Here is a 19,180-nt window from a genome sequence, read left to right on the forward strand (position 1 = left end):
CGAACTTCCGGAGCCGCCATTCGGCGGCTCCGGAAGGTGTCCACGCGGGGAGGGACTACGGCTGGAGGGTGATCGAGTTGATCGGCGTCATGTCCTTGTCGATGTACCAGCCGGCGGGCAGGTAGCCCTGACAGCCCGTGCCGTTGTACCCGGTGCACGTCCGCATGGTCGCACCGCCGGTCTGGTTGTTGAAGATGCGGTATGTCCCGTACATGTTGCTGAGGTTGTGGGCCCCGTAGGTGTAGAACGTGTGGGTCGGACGGTCGTTGTTCCAGCCCGCACCCGGGTACATGCAGACGTACCCGGACTGGCACCCGTGGCTGGACGCCGCCTGGGCCTGGGTTGCGGTGAGCGTCGTCATCGTGCCGACAGCGAGCGCGAGCGCCGCGGCGGTCCTCATCATCTTGATCTTGCGCACGATTCCCCCTGGGAAGGTTTTGTTGCGTGCTGACGACTTCAGCCTGTCGCCGGGTGCGCACCGGGTCGACGGGTTTCCTGTTGCCCGTCGGGCGAGCAGCCGGGAAACCGCCGGTGACCAGGCCGGACACCGGATCAAGGTCAACAGCCCGAGCTGGGTCGTACGGCCCGCACGCGAGGCCGGGCCCCCGCCTCCGTCCCCGGGGTGAATGCGCCACGTTGGGCGCCGCCACCAAGGCCGTGCACCACCAAGGCCGTGCGGCTCCGAACCGAGCACTGAGCCGGACCGCAACCGTGACCTGCCCGTTTCTCGGCGAGCGGATCACCGCCGCAGCCCCCGCGCGCTCCTATCGTGAGGGAACCAGACGATGGCGGCGAAAGCGGGCGGACGATGACGGACACAGCGATCGACTATTCAGCGGTGTTCCAGGCGCTGCCCGGCATGGTGGCATTGCTGACCCCGGAGCTGGTGTACGCCGACGCCAACGAGGAGTTCCTGCGCGTGTCGGGCCGCAGCCGCGAGCAGCTGGTGGGCCGCTACCTCTTCGATGTCTTTCCCGACAACCCGAACAACCCGGCCGCGACCGGTGCCCGGAACCTTCAGGCGTCGCTGCTGCGCGTGCTGGCCACCGGCGAGCGGGACGCCATGGCGCTGCAGCGCTACGACGTCGCATCGCTGGAGCGGCCCGGCGAGTGGGAGGAGCGGTACTGGAGTCCGGTCAATGCGCCCGTGAAGGACTCCGACGGCAGGGTCGTCCTGCTCGCGCACCGGGTGGAGGAGGTCACCGAACTCATCCGGGCCCGCGGCGGTCCCGGCGGGAACCGCGCCCGTGTGCTGGAGGCCGAGCTCTACACCCGTGCTCGCGAACTCCAGGAGGTCAACGAACGTCTGCGCCAGGCCCACGCCCGTGAACGCGAGGTGGCCCTGGCTCTCCAGACGGCGATGCTGCCCGCCCCCAGCCCGATGGGGCACCACCGGACGGCCGTGCGCTACCGCCCCGCCGCCGGTGCCCTGAATGTGTGCGGGGACTGGTACGACCTGGTCGACCTGCCCGGCGACAGGATCGGGGTCGCGGTCGGCGACGTCGTCGGCCACGGCCTGGCGGCCGCTTGCGTCATGGGTCAGCTCCGCAGCGCGCTCAGTGCCGCCTCCCGCGTCGCCGATGGCCCCGCCCGGGCTCTGGACGTCCTCGGCCTGTACGCCCGCTCGGTCGACGGTGCCGAGAACACCACCGCCGTGCAGACCTTCATCGACTGGGACAGCAGGACCATCACCTACAGCAGCGCGGGCCACCCGCCGCCCGCGCTGCTGCGCGCCGATGGAACCGTGCAGTTCCTTGACGAGGCCACCGACCCTCCGCTCGGCGCCCGCCCCGACCATGTCCCCAGACCGCAGGCCACCGCGGTCTTCACCGAAGGTGCAACCCTCGTCCTCTATACCGACGGCCTGATCGAACGCCGCCGCGAGGACATCGACACCGGAATGCGCCGTCTCGCCGACTCCCTCACCCGCCACCAAGGAGCCGACACCGAGGCACTGGCCGACGCCCTCCTGCTGGAGCTGCTTCCGGCCGGCGGCGTCACCGATGACACCGCCCTGGTCATCGTGCGGCTCTGACCGTGGCGGGCCACAAGGAGAGTGGTACGAAGAAAACGGGTGGGAGCTCACGCTCCCACCCGTGATGGCGGTCAGCCGATGATGCGCCGCCCGTCAGGGACAGCTCGCCGCCCACTCGATCTTGACTCCGGTGACCGTGTACCCCGCCTCGAAGATCCCGAGCGTGTTGGGGTTGAGGCACAGGTAGCCGACCTGGCCGGTGCTGTTCTCGACATAGCGCAGCCAGACCCGGTCGTCGTTGCGCGAGTTGTACACCCGGTCCGAGCCGCGGCTTCGCGAGCCCAGGTTCTGGTAGTAGCTGGTCACGTCCTGGAACGAGGCGGTGGGAGCGCCGGCCCACCAGTCATTGAGGGTGAGGTAGAAGCAGACGCGTGGCCAGGCGCAGCCGTTGTAGGACTCGGCCGAGGCGGGAGAAGCGCCCAGCACGATGGCCATGAGCGCAGTCAGCGCAGTGACGATCCCCGCGATCTTGTGGGTCTTCCTCATGATGAACTCCCCGATGAAATCGGCCTGTTGGGTGTGGTGGTCCCGGTGCCACCTGGTCGGCTCCTAGGGCCTGTCGTTCGGATCTTGCCGGGCTCGCGTGCCCTGGCACGCACGCTCGCTGCGTTGTCGTCAGTCGCCGACGCTCCGCGTCGGCTCCTTCCTCCGCCTTGCGATCGCACGCACCAGACCCCGCTCACTGATCCGGCCTGATCCAAACGACAGGCCCTAGGGCTTGAAGTAGTCACAGGTATCGGGATCTCCATCCTCGAACTGGCCGAAGTGCAGCATGGTGTTGCGGGTCTGCGGGCCGTAGACACCGTCCGCGGATATGTGGTGGAACGACTGGACCGCCCTCACGGCGGCCTGGGTCCTGGGTCCGTAGCTTCCGTCGCGTGCGATGTTGAACACCGAACCCCAGGCCCCGTTGGGTCTGACGTAGTAGCACCAGTAGATCGACTGCTGGAGGGCCTTCACCCCTACGCCGCCGGCACCCAGCTGCAGGTGGCAGTAGGTGTTGTAGTTGGCGTCGGCCGGGATGTTGATGAACTGACCCGTGTACTTACCGGGAAGCCAGATGGAGTTGGGGCATACGGGGCTTGCCGCCGCGGGGCCGCTGGACACGAGGACCAGTCCGGTGGCCAGCCCGATGGCAGCGAGGAACGCTGTGATCTTCTGCTTCATGTGTGTCCTCACCTACGAGAGATGCCGTGCGGAACCCGGGAACCGGCCGCGGCGTCCCAGCAGGTAACGGCGGCTCGCCGGCATCGGATCCCCCGCCTCACGGTCGAGGCGCTCGCATCCTGCCAGCAGCCGCAGGGGGTGCATCAGGCTCTGCAAACTGGATTGAAGTGCGCAGGTCACAGAGGGGAGTTCGATGCTCCGAATCCATTTCACCGAGCTGGACCTGGCCAGGACGCGCCTGGCTGCGGCGCCTGATCCCCTGTGGGAGCTGGCGTCCAGCCTGCACCGCTTCCAGACCCGCCGCGGACGCTGGGCCTACGCCCAGTGGCATCGCGCCGCGGTGCCGCGACTACGCGAGCGCGAGCTCGGGGGCATCGTGCGCAGACTCCTGATTCCCGCCTGTCCGCGTGCCTCCTACTTCCCGGACTTCCTGACTCCCCGTGAGGGCAGCGAAGGGCTCGATGCGGGGCTCGATGCCGTACTGGCAACTCCGCGGCAGCGGGTGCTGCGGGAACTCAGCAGGGTGGAGCCCGTCGGCGTGGACCAGCCTTCCCTGCTGCGGCTGGCCGACGCCGAGGAACGCGGCATGCTGGTCAAGGCGCTGCGGGCGTACCACGAGGCCGTGATAGAGCCGTACAGCGAGTGCATGCAGGATCTGATCGACGGGGAGCGTGTTGTGCGTGCCCGGGCGCTGCTGGAGGGCGGAATCGACGGCCTCCTGCGCAGTTTCGCGCCGGAGATGCGGTGGCGTCCGCCCGTGCTCGAGCTGGTGCACCACGTCAGCGACCGTAGTGTGCACCTACGAGGCCGCGGCCTGCTGCTGATTCCGTCGTACTTCTGCTGGCACAACCCGGTCACCGTTGCCCATGCCGAACTCCCGCAGGTGCTGGTCTATCCACTCCAGCACCCTCGCCCGCACGAGCCGCGGTCCCGCGAGGACTCGCCGACGCTGCGGGCGCTGCTCGGCAGCACCCGCGCCGTGATGCTTGCGGGATGCGCTGTCGGCGCGACGTCGTCGGAGCTTGCGCGGACAACAGGCATGTCGCCGGGCTCGGTCAGCTTCCACACCCGCGCGCTGCGCGATGCGGGCCTCATCCTCAGCCGGCGCCACAAGGGCTCGGCACTCCACTCCCTGACCCCCCTCGGCGCTGCCCTCCTGCGAAGAAACGCGGCGCTTCCGGCCCGATCACCCACTGCCGTATCAGGGTTCAGCGAACGCGTGGCGTCATACCCGGCTCCCACTTCTGCTGGTACCGGCTCGCCGACGCCCCTGCCGTGAAGGCCGCCGAGGATGCGCGGGACGTGCCCACGCGCCAGTCGATCTCCTTCACGGCCTGATACCAGATGATGCCGATGATGTCGCGGTGGCGCGGCAGCGAGCGGAACATCTCGGTGATCCACTCTGCCTTGCGTCCGGCGGCGTCCGTGGCGCCGAGTTCGGTGATGACGAGCGGTTTACGGGTGAAGCGCCGTATCTCGGTCCTCGTCGGCGTGAAGAGGCGTTCGAACGACTGGTAGTTCTCCTTGCCCACGGTGCCGTAGTATCCGGACAGGCCCACCCAGTCCACGTACGCGTCTCCCGGGTAGAGCCGGGTGAGCGGCGTGGAGTTGGTGTAGCTGACGTTGGGGCTCCACACCCACAGGGCGTTACGTGCTCCCACCTCGTCAAAGATCTTGTGGACGTGACGCCACGCCCGGACGTAGTCCCCGCGGCGGTTGCCGTTGGACTGCTCGCACCAGGGGTACCAGTAGCCGTTCATCTCGTGTGCGAGGCGGATGGCCACCGGGTAGTGGAGCGACTTGATGCCCCGCGCCCATGACCGGATGTACGGATCGAAGGAGCCGTGGATGATTCTCGACAGCCGGTACTCGGACTGCTCTCCGCGCAGCGTGGGTTCCTCGGCCTCGGCCTTGTGGTCCCACGGCTCCCAGGCGACCAGGGGCAGCATGCCCCGCCTGGCGACGCGGTTGATGGCATCGGCGTCGAACTGATCGCTCTCCCAGTCGGCCGAGAACTCGTACACCTGCGGGCGGTGCCCGGTCTGCCGGGCGAAGCCGGCCGCTTCGGTGAAGTCATGGGCGCCCGCCGACGTGAAGACGCCGATGAACGCCCCTCCCGCGGCGGGGAAAGCGACCGTGGGCCGCTTGGCGGTGGGGTGCGGCTGCTCGTCCGGCAGTACGGTCGTCGGGGGCAGCACGGCGTCGGCGCGTGCGGCGGCCGCTCGGCGTTCGCGGTCTGCCAGACCCGGCGCCACCTGGAAGGTGTACCAGGACAGCAGGGCGGCACACAGCAGCGCGAGCACCCGTGGCGTGGTGATCCTCATTGGTCTGCCCTCGCCGTGCGCAAGCGGGTGGAGACATCCTGCGCCAGCGCGAGCAGCGGCGGGGCCGAGCCGGCCGCAAGAGCCAGCAGCGTCCAGATCCGCATGCCGGTGTAGTCATGGTTGTTGAGGAAACTGACGATCAGCAGGCACCCGGCCAGCAGGGCCCACATCAGGTGCAGCCGGAAGGTGCGCAGGGACTCCGAGCTGCGCAGTTCGCCCTTGGCGGTGACCACGTACGCCAGCGGCCGGCGCAGCAGGGCGTTCGCCGCGGCGGCGATGTAGACGGGCCCGGCGAAGAGCGACAGCAGGATGCCCGCCATGCCGATCTCCCGCCTCTCGTGCTCGGCGAGGTTGAACCGGCGCAGCCACAGCCAGAGGGCGAAGGAGCCGCCCATGCCCGCCGACCACAGCAGGAACCAGGGGAGCCCGGGCAGTTGGATGGAGGAGACTCCGAGCAGCATGTACAGGGCGGTGGCGAGGGTGCCGAGCGCCAGGCTCATGGCGACGCTCGGGTAGTAGAACTGAACCAGGTCGTACAGCAGCCGCTGGCGGGGCCGGAGCCGGATGCCCTGCCTCAGCCGCGGGTTGAGCTTGATCTCCCAGATGCCATAGGCCCAGCGCCTCTGCTGGTTGAAGTAGTCGGTCCAGGTGGTCGGGCCCTCGCCCACGGCCACGACGTCGGGGGTGTAGACGCCCTTCCAGCCGTTTCCGGTGGCGGGATTGACCGTGCCGTGGATCCTCATGCTGGTCAGATGGTCCTCGATGATCGAGTCCTGGTAGCCGCCGATCTGCTGCCATGCGGCGACCCGGTAGAGGTGATTGGTGCCGATCAGCAAGGGGGCGTCCAGACCGTTGCCGCCCCGTTCGACGATGCTGCTGAACAGGTACTGCTGCACCGAGGCGCCGTGGGCCACCCAGTTGTCGTAGGCGTTTCCGTACACCTGGGGGGCCACCACGAACGCGGTGTCCGGGTCGTGGAAGTAGCCCAGGGTCCGCTCCAGGAAGCACGGCAGCGGCACATGGTCCGGGTCCATCTGGGCGACCACGTCGTAGTTGTTCTCGTGCTCGGCGCGCCAGGCGTTGTGGTTTCCCGACTTGGTACGTGCGCGGAAGGGGCCGGACCGCTGGTTGTACTCCGGCCGGTCCTTGCGGCTGAAGTGATGGACCCCCAGGCGCGCCGCCATCTGACGTACGGTCGGATCGTTTCCCTCGTCCAGGATCCAGACGTCGACGGTGCAGTCCCAGCGCTCGACCTCCAGCATGGCCCGCAGCGTCCGCTGCACGACGGCTATGGGCTCCTTGGACGGCACGATGGTGGTCAGCATGGCGACCCGGAGCCCCTGCGGCGGCACCATGGGGATCGGGTCCTTCGCCCGGAAGGCGAACACCCAGATCGCCACCGCCTGCACGATCTTTATCGTCTCGACCGCGATGACCAGACAGAAACCGGTCCGGGCCAGGAACAGCCAGCCGTTGCCGACGCCGGTGATCCCGGGGCCGGGGACGTGTTCGGGCAGCAGCAGCCAGCCGATGAAGGCGAGGTCGGCCAGGGCTGTGGCGACGGTGAGAGCGGTGAGCGACACCCGGTGGCCCGGACGCAGCACGGAGCAGTACTCCACTTTCCGGCCCGGGTTGGCCAGCGGGCCGCATTCCCGTGCGGCACGCGCGTAGGCAGCGACGGCTGAGGCGTTGCGGCGATTCCTCTTTTCGACGCGCCGGTCCAGGCGGCATGAATATCTAGACATTTCCCCCCTTGCTGACCAACAGCGTCACTCAGTCGTGAATAAGCCGCTACCTGCGGTGAGTAGGACTGCTTGCGTCGCCCGCCCGGTTCCCGGTTGGTTCAAATCCGAACGGCGTAGAGCGTGCTGTCGTCGCTGCCGAAGTACACCGCGTCCTGGGTGACGGCCGGAGAGTGCACCGGAGCGGAGGCGGAGTAGGCCCACAGCTGCTCTCCTGCCGCGGCGTTCACCGCGTAGAGCTTGGTGTCGGTGCTGCCCACGTACACCACCGCGCCTGCTGCGACCGGAGCGTGGACGTCTCCTGTGGCTGTGAACTCCCATGTGGGTTTGCCGGTGTTGGCGTCCAGCGCGTGCAGCGTTTTGCCGCCCCCCACGTACACCACTCCCTTGGCGATCGCCGGGTTGGATCCGACGGAGGCGCCCTCGAATCGCCAGACTTGCTTTCCAGTGCCTGCGTCGACCGCGTAGAGAGCGCCGTCGGTGCTGCCGAAGTAGACGAGGCCGCCCGCTACGGTCGGGATGCCGGACACGGCCCCGCGAGTGGTGAAGGCCCACCGCTTCTCGCCGGTGTTCGCGTTCACCGCGTAGAGGCTGGTGTCGCTGCTGCCCACGTACACCGTCTCGCCGGACACGGCGGGGGAGTGGATGTCGTTGCCCGTGGCGAAGGTCCAACGGCGCTTTCCGTCGGCCGCGTCGAGGGCGTACAGCCGGTGGTCCGCGCTGCCGACGTAGGCAACGCCCCCTGTCACGACCGGGGTATGGACGATGCCCCCGGTGGTGAACCGCCAACGGACCTTGCCCGAACGCGCGTCGAAGGCATAGAGGGTGCGGTCGTCGCTGCCGAGGTACACGCTGCCGCCCAGCACGGTGGGTGCGGAGCCGATGGCCGCGGCGGTGGTGTACTTCCATCGCTGCTGTCCGTCGGCGGCGGTCAGCGCGTACAGCGTGCCGTCGTTGCTGGCCGCGTAGACCAGATCCCCGGCCACTCTCGGGTAGGACAGCACCGTGCCGGTGGTGGTGAACCGCCAGCGCAGAGATCCCGCGGCGGGCGACTCGCGATCCCGCGTGAGGCCCCAGCCGGCGGCTGCCAGCCCGCCGGCCCCCAGGGCACCGGCCGCGGCGTACAGCAGTCGGCGACGGCTGACCGGCCGCTCCGGCAATGGCTCGGGGGGAGGTTCCGGCAGGCTCGGCTGCTGTTCGGGCACGGGGGAGTGGTCCGCCGAAGCCGAAGTCGGCAGGTCCGGGAAAGCGAGCGTCCCCGACGTGTCTTCGTCCTGCCAGGGCTTGGGCAGCCAGCCCGCGCCGAGCAGTTCCACCGGGGAGCGGCCGCCGGTCAGAGCGGGCATCAGGGCGGACAGGGCCGGGCGGTCGGCAGGCCGCTTCGACAGGCACCAACTGATCAGTTCGCGCAACCCGGCCGGTATCGCCTGGAGTTTGGGCTCCTCGTGCACCACGCGGAACAACAGCGCCGGTATGGAGGCTTCGCCGAAGGGACCGGCACCCGTCGCGGCGAAGGCCAGAACCGAGCCGAGCGAGAACACGTCGGACGAGGGCTCGATCGGCAGTCCCTGGATCTGCTCGGGCGACATATAGCCCGGAGACCCGATCGTGGTGCCGGTGAGCGTCAGTCCGCTGTGCTCGGCGAGCCGGGAAATCCCGAAGTCGATGACGCGTGGCCCGTCCTCGGCCAGCAGCACATTGGCGGGCTTGAGATCCCGGTGGATGAGAGCCGCGCCATGAATCGCCGTCAGTGCTTCCACCAGTGCCGCACCGAGCGCCCGCACGGACCGCTCCGGGAAGGGGCCGCCCTTGTGCACCGCTTGCTGGAGCGAGGGGCCGGGAATGTACGCGGTCGCCAGCCACGGCCGGCTTCCGTCGGGGTCCGCATCGACCACCCCGGCCGTGAAGAAACCACTCACGGCACGCGAGGCGATCACCTCGCGGGCGAAGCGCTGCCGGAAGGCGGGTTCTTGCACGTAGTCGGGACGGATGACCTTGATCGCGACCCGCCGACCGCTCGGCGAGTACCCGAGGTAGACGCGTCCCATGCCGCCACTGCCCAATTGGGCGACCAGCCGGTACGGCCCCACGACGGTGGGGTCGTCAGGTCCCAATGGCTCCAAGGCGCCCCCCCGGGTCACATCCTGGACAAACAACCGTGTCACTTGCGGCGGCAGTGTATCGGGTATTCATGGACATCAGATGTCGAAGGCGATCATCTTAATAAGTATGATGAGATGCAGGGATCTTGTGTTCAATCTGCCGGGTACGGGGGCAGGTGAACGGGCGTGGCCACGCCCAGGCGTGCCTCCCCGGCCGTACCGGAGCACCATGAAGGTATGGTCCGAGCCAACGAGGAGGTCGAATCACTCCTCCAGGAGTACGCCGACCTGATCGCGATCAGTGGCGGGGACGCCTTCAAGGCGCGCGCCTACGAAAAGGCCGCCCGCGCCGTCGGCGGCTACCACGCGGACGTCTCGAAGCTCGACGCCAAGGCTCTGCGGGACATCCCCAACGTCGGCAAGTCGATCGCCGACAAGATCGCCGAGTATCTGCAGTCCGGCCACGTCGCCACCATCGAGGAGACCCGGGCGTCGATTCCCGCCGGCGTCCGCGAGCTGATCACCATCCCCACGCTCGGGCCCAAGAAGGCCATGGTCCTCTACGAGGAGCTGGGCATCTCCTCCGTGGACCAGCTGCTGGACGCCATCCGCGAGGAGAAGCTGCGCGACCTGAAGGGCTTCGGCGAGAAGACCGAGGACAACATCCTCCACGGCATCTCCCTGATGCAGAAGGCCGGTGGCGGCCGGATCCTCATCGGCGCGGCCATGGACATCGCCGAACAGATCGTCTCCGACCTGTCGGGCATCCCCGGATGTGAACGGTGCACCTACGCGGGATCGCTGCGCCGCATGAGGGAGACGATCGGGGACATCGACATCCTGGTGGCGGCGGAGCAATCGGCGCCGTTCATGGAGGCCCTGAGCGGCCTTCCCCAAACGGCCGAGGTCATCGCGCACGGCGAGAAGAAGACCTCCATCCGTACCACCAAGGGCCTCCAGGTGGATCTGCGAGTCCTTCCGCCCGAATCCTGGGGAGCGGGACTGCAGTACTTCACCGGATCCAAGGCGCACAACATCCGCACCCGTGAGATCGCGGTACGCCACAAGCTCAAGCTCTCCGAGTACGGGCTCTTCCACGCCAAGAGCGGCAAGCTGATCACCTCGGAGTCGGAGGAGGACATCTACGACAGGCTCGGCCTGCCCTGGATCCCGCCGCCCCTGCGTGAGGACCGGGGGGAGATCGCGGCAGGAATGCGCGGCGAACTCCCCGACCTGCTCGCCGAGAAGGACATCAGGGGCGACCTGCACACCCATACCGACCTCACCGATGGCCTCGCCCCGCTGGAGGACATGGTCGCCGCCGCTGCCGCCCGGGACTACGCGTACTACGCGATCACCGACCACGCCCCGAACCTCTATATGCAGCGCATGACCGACGAGAAGATCCTCGCGCAGCGCGAGCGCGTACGGGAACTCGACCGGAAGCACCACGGGATGCGGCTTCTGCACGGAACGGAGCTCAATATCGGCCCGGACGGGGAGGTCGACTGGCCCGACGACTTCCTGGAGGGCTTCGACCTGTGCGTGGCCTCCGTCCATTCACACTTCAACCAGAGCAGGCAGGCGCTCACCCGCCGTCTCGTCCGTGCCTGCGAGAACCCGCACGTGGCCGTCATCGGCCACCCGACCACTCGCCGGATCGGCAAGCGCCCCGGTATCGACGCCGACTTCGACGCGGTCTTCGACGCCTGCGCGAGAACGGGCACCGCCTTGGAGATCAACGCGCATCCTGAGCGTCTCGACCTCTGCGACGAGGACATCCTGCGCGCGAAGCGGTACGGCGTGAAGTTCGCGGTGAACTCGGACGCGCACTCCACCACGCATCTGCCCTACATGCGCTACGGGGTGGGCACGGCGCAGCGCGGATGGCTGACGAAGGACGACGTCATCAACACCTGGCCGCTCACCAAGCTGCGCCGGTTCCTGCGCAAGGGCGGCGCAGGGACGTAGAGGCGACGATACGGAAATCACGAAAAGGCGGTGCCCCGCGCCAGGAGCAGTGCCACATCGGTCGCCGCCACGGCGACCGTCCCGGCGAACGCCGCCTTGCGCCAGTAGGGGCCAAGTGCGAGCCCCGCGACCGCTGTCAGCACTGCCGCGAACAGCGTGGCCGCTCCCCATGCGCCCGGCGGCCCCGCGGGGCCCAGCACCAGTACCGCCGTTGCCGCAACCAGGGGGACCGGCAGCAGCAGCCGGGTGCCGGTGACGCCCAGCCGGTGCGGCAGTCCGCGCACCCCGGTCCTCAGATCGTCGGGGATGTCGGGGAGTACGTCACCCAGATGGGCCGCGATACCGAGGAGTGCTCCGGCCGTCACGGCCCACCACGCCGGCCAGGGACGGCCGGGCATGCTCAGGGTGACGACCGCCGGCAGACTGCCGAATCCGAGCGCGTACGGGAGCCAGGACAGCACCGTCGCCTTGAGCTTCACGTTGTACGCCCATGCCGCAGCGACCGCGGCGAGGTGCACCGCACCGGCGACAGGGCCGCAGGCCAGCGACAGCGGCACACACAGCAGGAGGGCGGCGAACGCCGCGGCCCATACCGCGCCACCGCCCACGGAACCGTCGGCCACCGGTTTCCCCCGGCGGCCGACCGCGGCGTCGCGCCGGGCGTCGAAGGCGTCGTTGCACCAGCCCACCGAGAGCTGGCCGGCCAGCACGGCCGCGCCGATCAGCGCGCAACGGGCGCCGCTGAGCCGGGCGCTGACGGCCAGTCCGGTTGCCAGGACCGTCACCGCGACCACTGGTCCCGGATGGCAGGACAGAGCCAGCCCGACGGCGCGGCGCAGGGGCCACGAGGCCGGGGCGTATGCGGGTGACCGATCCGTGGTGCCCATCGTGTGATCGTAGGCACTCCGAGGCGCACGGGTGTGACAGCCGCACGGGCTACTTCAGGTGTCCCGTGCCCGCGCGCGGGCTAGGAATGGGCCCATGATGCCTCCAAGGCGGGAAGCCGGATGACCCGGATCGCAGCTGTTCACGGCACCCTGGCACCCCACCGCTACACCCAGCGCGACATCACCGACATGGTGGCTCGGACCTGCCTGCCACCGGGCGCCGACCGCCGTGTCCTCGATCGCCTTCACGAGAACGCCCAGGTGCGCACGCGGCACACGGTGCTGCCCCTGGAACGCTACGGCGAGCTGGACGGCCTCGGCGCCGCCAACGACGTGTTCATCACCGCGGCCACGAACATGGGTGCCGAGGTGGTCCGTGGCGCGCTGCGGACCGCGGGGCTGCGGCCCACCGATGTGGACCTGCTGATGTTCACCTCCGTCACCGGAGTGGCCGCGCCCTCCATCGACGCCCGGCTCGTCGGGCGTCTGGGCCTGCGGCCCGATGTGAAACGGCTGCCGGTCTTCGGTCTCGGCTGCGTCGCCGGGGCGGCCGGCGTGGCCCGGCTGCACGACTACCTGCTCGGCCGGCCCGACCACGTGGCCGTGCTCCTGTCCGTCGAACTCTGCTCCCTCACCTTCCAGCGCAATGACACGCGGCCCGCCAACCTGGTGGCGACCGCGCTGTTCGGCGACGGGGCAGCGGCCGTGGTTGCCGTCGGCGGCAACGCGGCCCGGGCGGCAGGCCCCGAGGTGGTGGCCACTCGCAGCCGCATGTACCCGGAAACCGAACACCTCATGGGCTGGGACATCCGGAGCTCCGGCTTCGGCGTGGTGCTCGACGCGGCCATCCCCGACGTCGTGCGCCGCCATCTCAAAGGCGACGTCGAGGGATTCCTGGAGGAGCACGGCCTCAAGCCGAAGGACGTGGCTCACTGGGTGTGCCATCCTGGCGGCCCCAAAGTCCTGGAAGCCGTCTCCGAAGTTCTCTCCCTGCCCGACGGCGCCCTCGACGTCACCTGGCGCTCGCTTGCCAACGTGGGCAACCTGTCCTCGTCCTCGGTCCTTCATGTCCTTCGGGACACGCTCGAGCAGAAGTGTCCCGAACCGGGAACGCCCGGTCTGCTGCTGGCCATGGGCCCAGGATTCTGCTGCGAACTGGTGCTGCTGCGCTGGTAGTTCGGAGAAACCGATGATCTGGTACACCGCCGGGGTGCTGGCCGTCGCGGCCGAGCGACTCGCCGAACTCGCCGTGGCGCTGCACAACACCCGCTGGAGCCGGGCACGCGGCGGCATCGAAACCGGCAGAGGCCACTACCCCGCCATGGTCGCCCTGCACACCGCCCTGCTCGCGGGCGCTCTCGCCGAAGTCCGGCTGGCCGACCGCCCGTTCCTGCCGCTTTTCGGCTGGACCATGGCGGCCGTGGTCGTGGCCGCCCAGGCCTTGCGCTGGTGGTGCATCCGTACGCTCGGACATCAGTGGAACACCCGCGTCATCGTCGTCCCGGGCCTGCCCCTGGTAAGCGGCGGGCCCTACCGATGGCTTCGCCACCCCAACTATGTCGCGGTCGCCGCCGAGGGGCTTGCCCTGCCACTGGTCCACGGTGCGTGGGTGACCGCCCTCGCCTTCACGGCGCTCAACTCCGTGCTCATGGCGGTCCGCATCCGGTGCGAGGACGGGGCCCTGGCTCTCGCGACAGCCGCAGGAGTACGGACGTGATCGACGTGCTGGTCGCGGGTGGAGGCCCGGCCGGCCTGGCGGCCGCGATCCATGCCGCCGGGACCGGGATGGAAGCCGTGGTCGTCGAGCCGCGCCCCGCTCCCGTCGACAAGGCATGCGGCGAGGGAATCATGCCCAGCGGCGTGGCGGCGCTGCGTTCGCTGGGTGTCGACGTGTCGGGCCGTGACCTGCGCGGGATCCGCTACCTCGACGGCGCCTGTCGTGCGGAGGCAACGTTCCGGGACCGCTTTGGGCTCGGCGTACGGCGGACGGAGCTGCACGAGGCCCTGTATCAACGGGCCCTGGACATCGGGGTGAAGATCGTGCCGGGCAAGGTGGGGGAGATCCACCAGAGCCACGACCGGGTCAGGGCGGCGGGGCTGACGGCGCGTTGGCTGATCGCCGCCGACGGCCTGCACTCACCGCTGCGCCGCGCGCTGGGCCTGGACAGTCCCGGGGGCGCAGGACACCGTCGCTACGGCCTGCGGCGCCACTACCTCATCGCGCCGTGGGCCGACTTCGTGGAAGTCCACTGGTCGCGCCACGGTGAGGCGTACGTGACGCCGGTCGGTGACAACCTGGTTGGGGTCGCCGTGCTAAGCCGCCACCGTCGCTCCTACGAAGAGCACATGGCGGGATTTCCCGTACTCGCCGAGGTGCTCCGGGACCGGGAGGCGAATTCCGTGCGCGGCGCCGGACCGTTGCGGCAGCGGGCGCGGACCCAGTGGTCCGGGCGGGCCCTGCTCGTCGGTGACGCGGCCGGCTATGTCGATGCCCTGACGGGTGAAGGCGTCGCCCTGGCACTGGCGACGGCCGCGGCCGCCGTTCGGTGTCTGTCCGCCGCCCGTCCTCAGGATTACCCCGCGCAGTGGGCGCGGCTGACCCGGCGCCACCGTCTGCTCACCGAGGGCCTGCTGCGAGCCGCCCGGTACCCCGGCACAGCACGCCTGATCGTTCCCGCGGCCCACCGCGTGCCGGCTGCTTTCAGAGCGGCGGTGCACGCACTGCAGTAGGCACAGGCCAGGAGCCCGGCCGCGCCCCCGGCCCGGCTGCCGAGGGGGACTCTGAGATGCTGACAGGGTGCTGCACACACCACGTCCTCCCCAGTCCATAACCGCGGACTCACCCCACCCCGAGGTGAGCCCCCTGCTCACCCAGTCCTGGCTGGACCTGGCGTTCCTGCACTGGGCCGCCGACCCGGCGGACGTGGCACCGCTCCTGCCGCCCGGCACGACTCCCGACACTCTCCACGGGGTCACCTACATCGGACTTGTCGCCTTCCGGATGCACCGCGTCGGCTGGTTCCGCCTGCCCGGCGTCCCCTACCTGGGCACTTTTCCCGAGACCAACGTCCGTCTCTACTCGCGCGATGCCCACGGGCGGCGCGGGGTGGTCTTCCGGTCGCTCGACGCCTCCCGGCTGATCCCGGTGGCTGTCGCACGAGCGGCTTTCCGGCTGCCGTACCTGTGGTCTCGCATGTCGATCCGGCGGGACGGCGACGTGCTCACCTACACGAGCACGCGGCGCTGGCCCGGACCGCGGGGCGCGCACAGCCGGATTGCCCTGCGGATCGGTGAGAGGGTCGAGGACCCCAGCGAGCTGGAACACTTCCTGACCGCCCGCTGGGGCATGCACAACACGTTCCTCGGCCGCTCGGTATACCTGCCCAACACGCATCCGCGCTGGCCCCTTCACCGCGGCGAGCTCATCGAGTGCGACGAGGACCTGGTGAGGGCGGCGGGACTGCCCGAACCGGAGGGAGAGCCGGTGAGCGTGCTGTATTCGCCGGGGGTCCCCGTACGCTTCGGCCGCCCGGCCCGCCCCGGCGGTATCCCGACCCCTTAGGTCCTGTTCGGCCGATCTTGCCGGACTCGCGTGCCCTGGCGCGCACGCTCGCCGACCCCGCTCACTGATCCGGCTGATCGACCGGACAGGACCTGAGCGTCCCCGTAGGCGCGCCCCAAGCCCGGCTCAGGCCGTCGGGATCCTCGTGAAGCGCCCCGCGATGTGCAGGTCGGCCTCGATCCCGGCGGCGGTCGCCCGCAGCTCGGGAAGGACCTCGGCCAGGCACTGCTGAACCGTGCGGCGGCTGCTGTGCATGGCGACGTTCACGGCCGCGACCGACTTTCCGTCGAGATCGCGCACCGGTACGGCGAGTGAGCGCAGGCCCTCCTCGAGCTCCTCGTCGACAAGCGCGTACCCCTCGTGTGCCACGCGCTCCAGGACCGCTTCGAGTTCCGGCAGGCCGGTGACGGTCCGGGGTGTCAGCGCCCGCAGTTCGGTGCGCTCCAGCCGGGCGGCGCGTTCCTGCGGGGGAAGCCCGGCCAGCAGGACGCGGCCCATGGACGCCGCGTACGCCGGAAATCTCGTACCGATCTGGATGTTGACGCTCATGATGCGGCCGGTGGCGACGCGGGCCGTGTACTGGATGGCGTCGCCGTCGAGCACGGCCAGGGACGCCGAGTCGTGCACCTGCTGGACGAGGGTGGCCAGATGGGGCGAGGCGATCTCGGAGAGTGTGGTGCGCGACAGCGGCGGACAGCCGAGTGCCAGCACGCTCGGGGTGAGGCGGAAGGTCCGCTCCCGCGCCTCCACGTATCCGAGGTGCTCCAGCGTGATGAGGGCGCGGCGGGCGGTGGCACGGGCGAGACCGGTGGCCTCGGCGACGGCGGCGAGAGTGAGTTCCGCCCTGCCGTCCCCGAAGGCGGTGATCACGGTGAGGCCGCGCGCGAGCGACTCCACGAACTCCGCGCCGAGTTCCTGCTTCGAGGCGTTGGTCCAGTCGGCGAGTCCACCGGCGGGCGGCTCGTCGGCCCGCTCTTCATCAGCCGGGTGACTCAGTCGCTCTTCCATCGCGGCAACGGCATCGCGCGCCCGTGGCAGCAGTGACTCCCGCAGCGACTCGGCGCTGTGGCGGCTCGTGTGGCTCACCAGGCTCACGGCGCAGACCACTTCGCCGCCTGGAGCCCGGACCGGCAGGGCGAGGGCGTTCAGTCCCGGCTCGATCAGCTGGTCGTCCACGGCCCAGCCCTGCGCGCGCGCATCGGCCGCGCGTTCTTCGAAGGCGGGGCCGTCCTCGGCCGCGTGGGGAGGCGGCAGCGCGGGCAGGAAGGCGTGGCCGTGCGGGTCGGCGGCCCGCCGCGCGTGCCAGTGCGCCCACTCCTCCTCGCTCCAGTACGCGGCGAACACCGTTCCCTGCGCGGTGCGTTCGGCGGGCAGCAAATCCCCGATGCGGAAGGTGAGGGACATGGCCCGGCGCCGGGTGGTCTGATGGACGAAGCGGATGCCGTCACGGTCCGGCACGGCCAGGGACACGGACTCGTCGAGTTCGTCGGCAAGCTTCTCGGCGAGCGGGCCGAGCAGTCCCGGCAGCCGGATGGCGGCCAGATAGGCGTTGCCGAGTTCCATCAGGCGGGGCGCGAGGACGACGCGGTGCCCGTCGAGCCGGAGGTAGCCCATGCGTGCCAGGGTGGCGGCGATCCGGTCGACGGTGGAGCGGGCGAGGCCGGTGGAGCGTACGAGCTCGCTCATGGTCATCACGCCGCCGGCCTCGCTCATGTCACGCAGTACGGAGATGCCGCGCATCAGCGGCCCTACGGCTTCGGCGGGCGTGTCGTGGGTCGGCGTCGTGACGGCCATCGGCCCTCCGTGCGGTTGTGGAGCGGGGTCCTTCTGCGTCCCCCGGCGTTCCGTGCGGCCGTTGACATTGCGTGGCCGGTGAACGCACACTCTCGAGTGGAAATGAACTGTAGTTCATCTGGCGAACAACTGCATCCCCGCGCAGGTTCTGTCGGCTGGTGACAAGGAACCCCTCCATGGACAAAGTCAAGCAGAGCGCCGCCGAGGCGATCGCCGACATCGGCGACGGCGCCTCGCTGGCCGTCGGCGGCTTCGGGCTCAGCGGTGTGCCCGACACGCTGATCGCGGCGCTCCTGGCTCGTGGTGTCCGAGGGCTTCAGGTGGTCTCCAACAACTGCGGGGTGGACGGCGCCGGGCTCGGCACACTGCTCGCCGCGGGCCGTATCGCCCGCGTCACCGGCTCGTACATCGGCGAGAACAAGGAATTCGCCCGCCAGTACCTGGGCGGCGAGCTGGAGGTCGAGCTCGTCCCCCAGGGCACTCTCGCCGAGCGGCTGCGGGCCGGGGGCTGCGGCATCCCCGCCTTCTTCACCCCCGCCGGAGTCGGTACCCAGGTCGCCGACGGCGGCCTGCCCCGCCGGTACGCAGCGGACGGCCAGGTGGCCGTGCCGAGCCCCGCCAAGGAAATCCGCACCTTCGACGGACTCGAGCACGTCCTCGAGTACGGCATCACCACCGACTTCGCGCTCGTACGGGCCGCAAAGGGCGACCGCCACGGCAATCTCGTCTTCAACAAGACGTCCCGTAACTTCAACCCCCTCGCCGCGATGGCGGGCCGCGTGACCATCGCCGAGGTCGAGGAACTCGTCGAACCCGGCGAGATCGAGCCCGATGCCGTCCATCTGCCCGGGGTGTTCGTCCAGCGCGTGGTGGTGCTCACCCCCGAGCAGGCCGGCGACAAGCAGATCGAGAAGAGGACGGTACGAGGCTGATGGCCTGGACACGAGACGAGATGGCTGCCCGCGCGGCCGCCGAGCTGACCGACGGCTCGTACGTCAACCTCGGCATCGGGCTGCCCACTCTCGTCCCCAACTTCCTTCCCGAAGGCGTGGATGTGGTGCTCCACTCGGAGAACGGGATCCTCGGTGTCGGGCCTTACCCGACACCCGACGAGATCGACCCGGACCTCATCAACGCGGGCAAGGAGACCGTCACCGTCCGGCCCGGAGCCGCGTTCTTCGACTCCGCACTCTCCTTCGGCATGATCCGCGGCGGCCATATCGACGCTGCCATCCTTGGCGCCATGCAGGTCTCCGCCACCGGCGACCTCGCCAACTGGTCGATCCCCGGCAAGATGATCAAGGGTATGGGAGGCGCCATGGACCTGGTCCACGGAGCCCGCCGCGTCATCGTCCTGACCGACCACACGACCAAGGACGGCTCCCCGAAGATCGTCCAGGAGTGCGCCCTGCCGCTCACCGGCAAGGCCTGCGTGCACCGCATCATCACCGACCTCGCCGTCCTCGACGTCACCGAGGACGGACTGCACCTCGTCGAGACCGCCCGCGGGGTCACTCCCGACGAGGTGCGGGACAAGACCGCCGCGCCCGTCCGCACTCCCCTCCCCACCAGCTGACACCCCCTGACCGCCATCTC

17 protein-coding genes are annotated in these 19,180 nt (G+C 69.6%); 9 read left to right on the forward strand and 8 right to left on the reverse strand.

The window, feature by feature from the left end; genetic code table 11:
* Window positions 1-55 precede the first annotated feature (55 nt).
* A complete protein-coding gene (locus OG905_RS37435; protein WP_328681518.1) occupies window positions 56-418 on the reverse strand; it encodes a hypothetical protein in 363 nt (120 codons plus the stop codon).
* Window positions 419-808: 390 nt separating this feature from the next.
* Between OG905_RS37435 and OG905_RS37440 the strand changes: the two genes are divergently transcribed.
* Window positions 809-2,035, forward strand: coding sequence for a PP2C family protein-serine/threonine phosphatase (locus tag OG905_RS37440; RefSeq protein WP_328681520.1), 1,227 nt, complete (start codon window positions 809-811; stop codon window positions 2,033-2,035).
* 93 nt (window positions 2,036-2,128) lie between these two features.
* Here OG905_RS37440 and OG905_RS37445 read toward each other — a convergent pair whose 3' ends face one another.
* A complete protein-coding gene (locus tag OG905_RS37445; protein ID WP_328681522.1) occupies window positions 2,129-2,521 on the reverse strand; it encodes a hypothetical protein in 393 nt (130 codons plus the stop codon).
* Window positions 2,522-2,746: 225 nt separating this feature from the next.
* On the reverse strand, window positions 2,747-3,202 hold the full coding sequence (locus OG905_RS37450; RefSeq protein ID WP_328681524.1) for a peptidoglycan-binding domain-containing protein: 456 nt from the start codon (window positions 3,200-3,202) through the stop codon (window positions 2,747-2,749).
* A gap of 193 nt (window positions 3,203-3,395) precedes the next feature.
* On the opposite strand from OG905_RS37450, the gene OG905_RS37455 reads away from it, so the two are divergent.
* Window positions 3,396-4,481 (forward strand): ArsR/SmtB family transcription factor, encoded by a 1,086-nt coding sequence (locus OG905_RS37455; protein WP_328681525.1) that lies wholly within the window; start codon window positions 3,396-3,398, stop codon window positions 4,479-4,481.
* Here the strand turns inward: OG905_RS37455 and OG905_RS37460 are convergent.
* The 3 genes from OG905_RS37460 to OG905_RS37470 all read right to left on the reverse strand — a co-directional run bounded on the left by OG905_RS37460 (window position 4,411) and on the right by OG905_RS37470 (window position 9,382).
* Entirely contained in the window at window positions 4,411-5,526 is a 1,116-nt protein-coding gene (locus tag OG905_RS37460; RefSeq protein WP_328681527.1) for a glycoside hydrolase family 26 protein, read from the reverse strand. The genes OG905_RS37455 and OG905_RS37460 overlap by 71 nt on opposite strands.
* Window positions 5,523-7,271 (reverse strand): glycosyltransferase family 2 protein, encoded by a 1,749-nt coding sequence (locus OG905_RS37465; protein WP_328681529.1) that lies wholly within the window; start codon window positions 7,269-7,271, stop codon window positions 5,523-5,525. Before OG905_RS37465 ends, OG905_RS37460 begins: the two co-directional genes overlap by 4 nt.
* A 98-nt stretch (window positions 7,272-7,369) precedes the next feature.
* Window positions 7,370-9,382 carry a serine/threonine-protein kinase gene (locus tag OG905_RS37470; protein WP_328681531.1) on the reverse strand — a complete coding sequence of 671 codons (2,013 nt, stop codon included), beginning with the start codon at window positions 9,380-9,382 and terminating at the stop codon, window positions 7,370-7,372.
* 225 nt (window positions 9,383-9,607) lie between these two features.
* Here OG905_RS37470 and polX point away from each other — a divergent pair, with 225 nt between their 5' ends.
* Entirely contained in the window at window positions 9,608-11,341 is a 1,734-nt protein-coding gene (gene polX / locus OG905_RS37475) for a DNA polymerase/3'-5' exonuclease PolX (protein WP_328681533.1), read from the forward strand.
* 17 nt (window positions 11,342-11,358) lie between these two features.
* Here polX and OG905_RS37480 read toward each other — a convergent pair whose 3' ends face one another.
* Window positions 11,359-12,228, reverse strand: coding sequence for a UbiA family prenyltransferase (locus OG905_RS37480; RefSeq protein ID WP_328681534.1), 870 nt, complete (start codon window positions 12,226-12,228; stop codon window positions 11,359-11,361).
* 120 nt (window positions 12,229-12,348) lie between these two features.
* Between OG905_RS37480 and OG905_RS37485 the strand changes: the two genes are divergently transcribed.
* From OG905_RS37485 to OG905_RS37500, 4 genes are all read left to right on the forward strand, one after another.
* Entirely contained in the window at window positions 12,349-13,404 is a 1,056-nt protein-coding gene (locus OG905_RS37485) for a type III polyketide synthase (protein ID WP_328681536.1), read from the forward strand.
* Between the two features lie 13 nt (window positions 13,405-13,417).
* The gene (locus OG905_RS37490) at window positions 13,418-13,945 is read left to right on the forward strand and encodes an isoprenylcysteine carboxyl methyltransferase family protein (protein ID WP_328681537.1); all 528 of its coding nucleotides are present in this window, start codon (window positions 13,418-13,420) and stop codon (window positions 13,943-13,945) included.
* Window positions 13,942-14,958, forward strand: a complete 1,017-nt coding sequence (locus OG905_RS37495) for an NAD(P)/FAD-dependent oxidoreductase (protein WP_328681539.1) — start codon at window positions 13,942-13,944, stop codon at window positions 14,956-14,958. Before OG905_RS37490 ends, OG905_RS37495 begins: the two co-directional genes overlap by 4 nt.
* A gap of 67 nt (window positions 14,959-15,025) precedes the next feature.
* Window positions 15,026-15,790, forward strand: a complete 765-nt coding sequence (locus tag OG905_RS37500; protein WP_328681541.1) for a YqjF family protein — start codon at window positions 15,026-15,028, stop codon at window positions 15,788-15,790.
* A gap of 126 nt (window positions 15,791-15,916) precedes the next feature.
* Here OG905_RS37500 and OG905_RS37505 read toward each other — a convergent pair whose 3' ends face one another.
* On the reverse strand, window positions 15,917-17,584 hold the full coding sequence (locus OG905_RS37505) for an IclR family transcriptional regulator domain-containing protein (protein WP_328681543.1): 1,668 nt from the start codon (window positions 17,582-17,584) through the stop codon (window positions 15,917-15,919).
* A gap of 176 nt (window positions 17,585-17,760) precedes the next feature.
* Between OG905_RS37505 and OG905_RS37510 the strand changes: the two genes are divergently transcribed.
* The gene (locus OG905_RS37510; RefSeq protein WP_328681545.1) at window positions 17,761-18,516 is read left to right on the forward strand and encodes a CoA transferase subunit A; all 756 of its coding nucleotides are present in this window, start codon (window positions 17,761-17,763) and stop codon (window positions 18,514-18,516) included.
* Complete coding sequence (locus tag OG905_RS37515; protein ID WP_328681547.1) at window positions 18,516-19,160, forward strand: CoA transferase subunit B; 645 nt, start codon at window positions 18,516-18,518, stop codon at window positions 19,158-19,160. Before OG905_RS37510 ends, OG905_RS37515 begins: the two co-directional genes overlap by 1 nt.
* Window positions 19,161-19,180: the final 20 nt, after the last annotated feature.

The organism is Streptomyces sp. NBC_00322, assembly GCF_036147535.1.
Classification (GTDB): domain Bacteria; phylum Actinomycetota; class Actinomycetes; order Streptomycetales; family Streptomycetaceae; genus Streptomyces.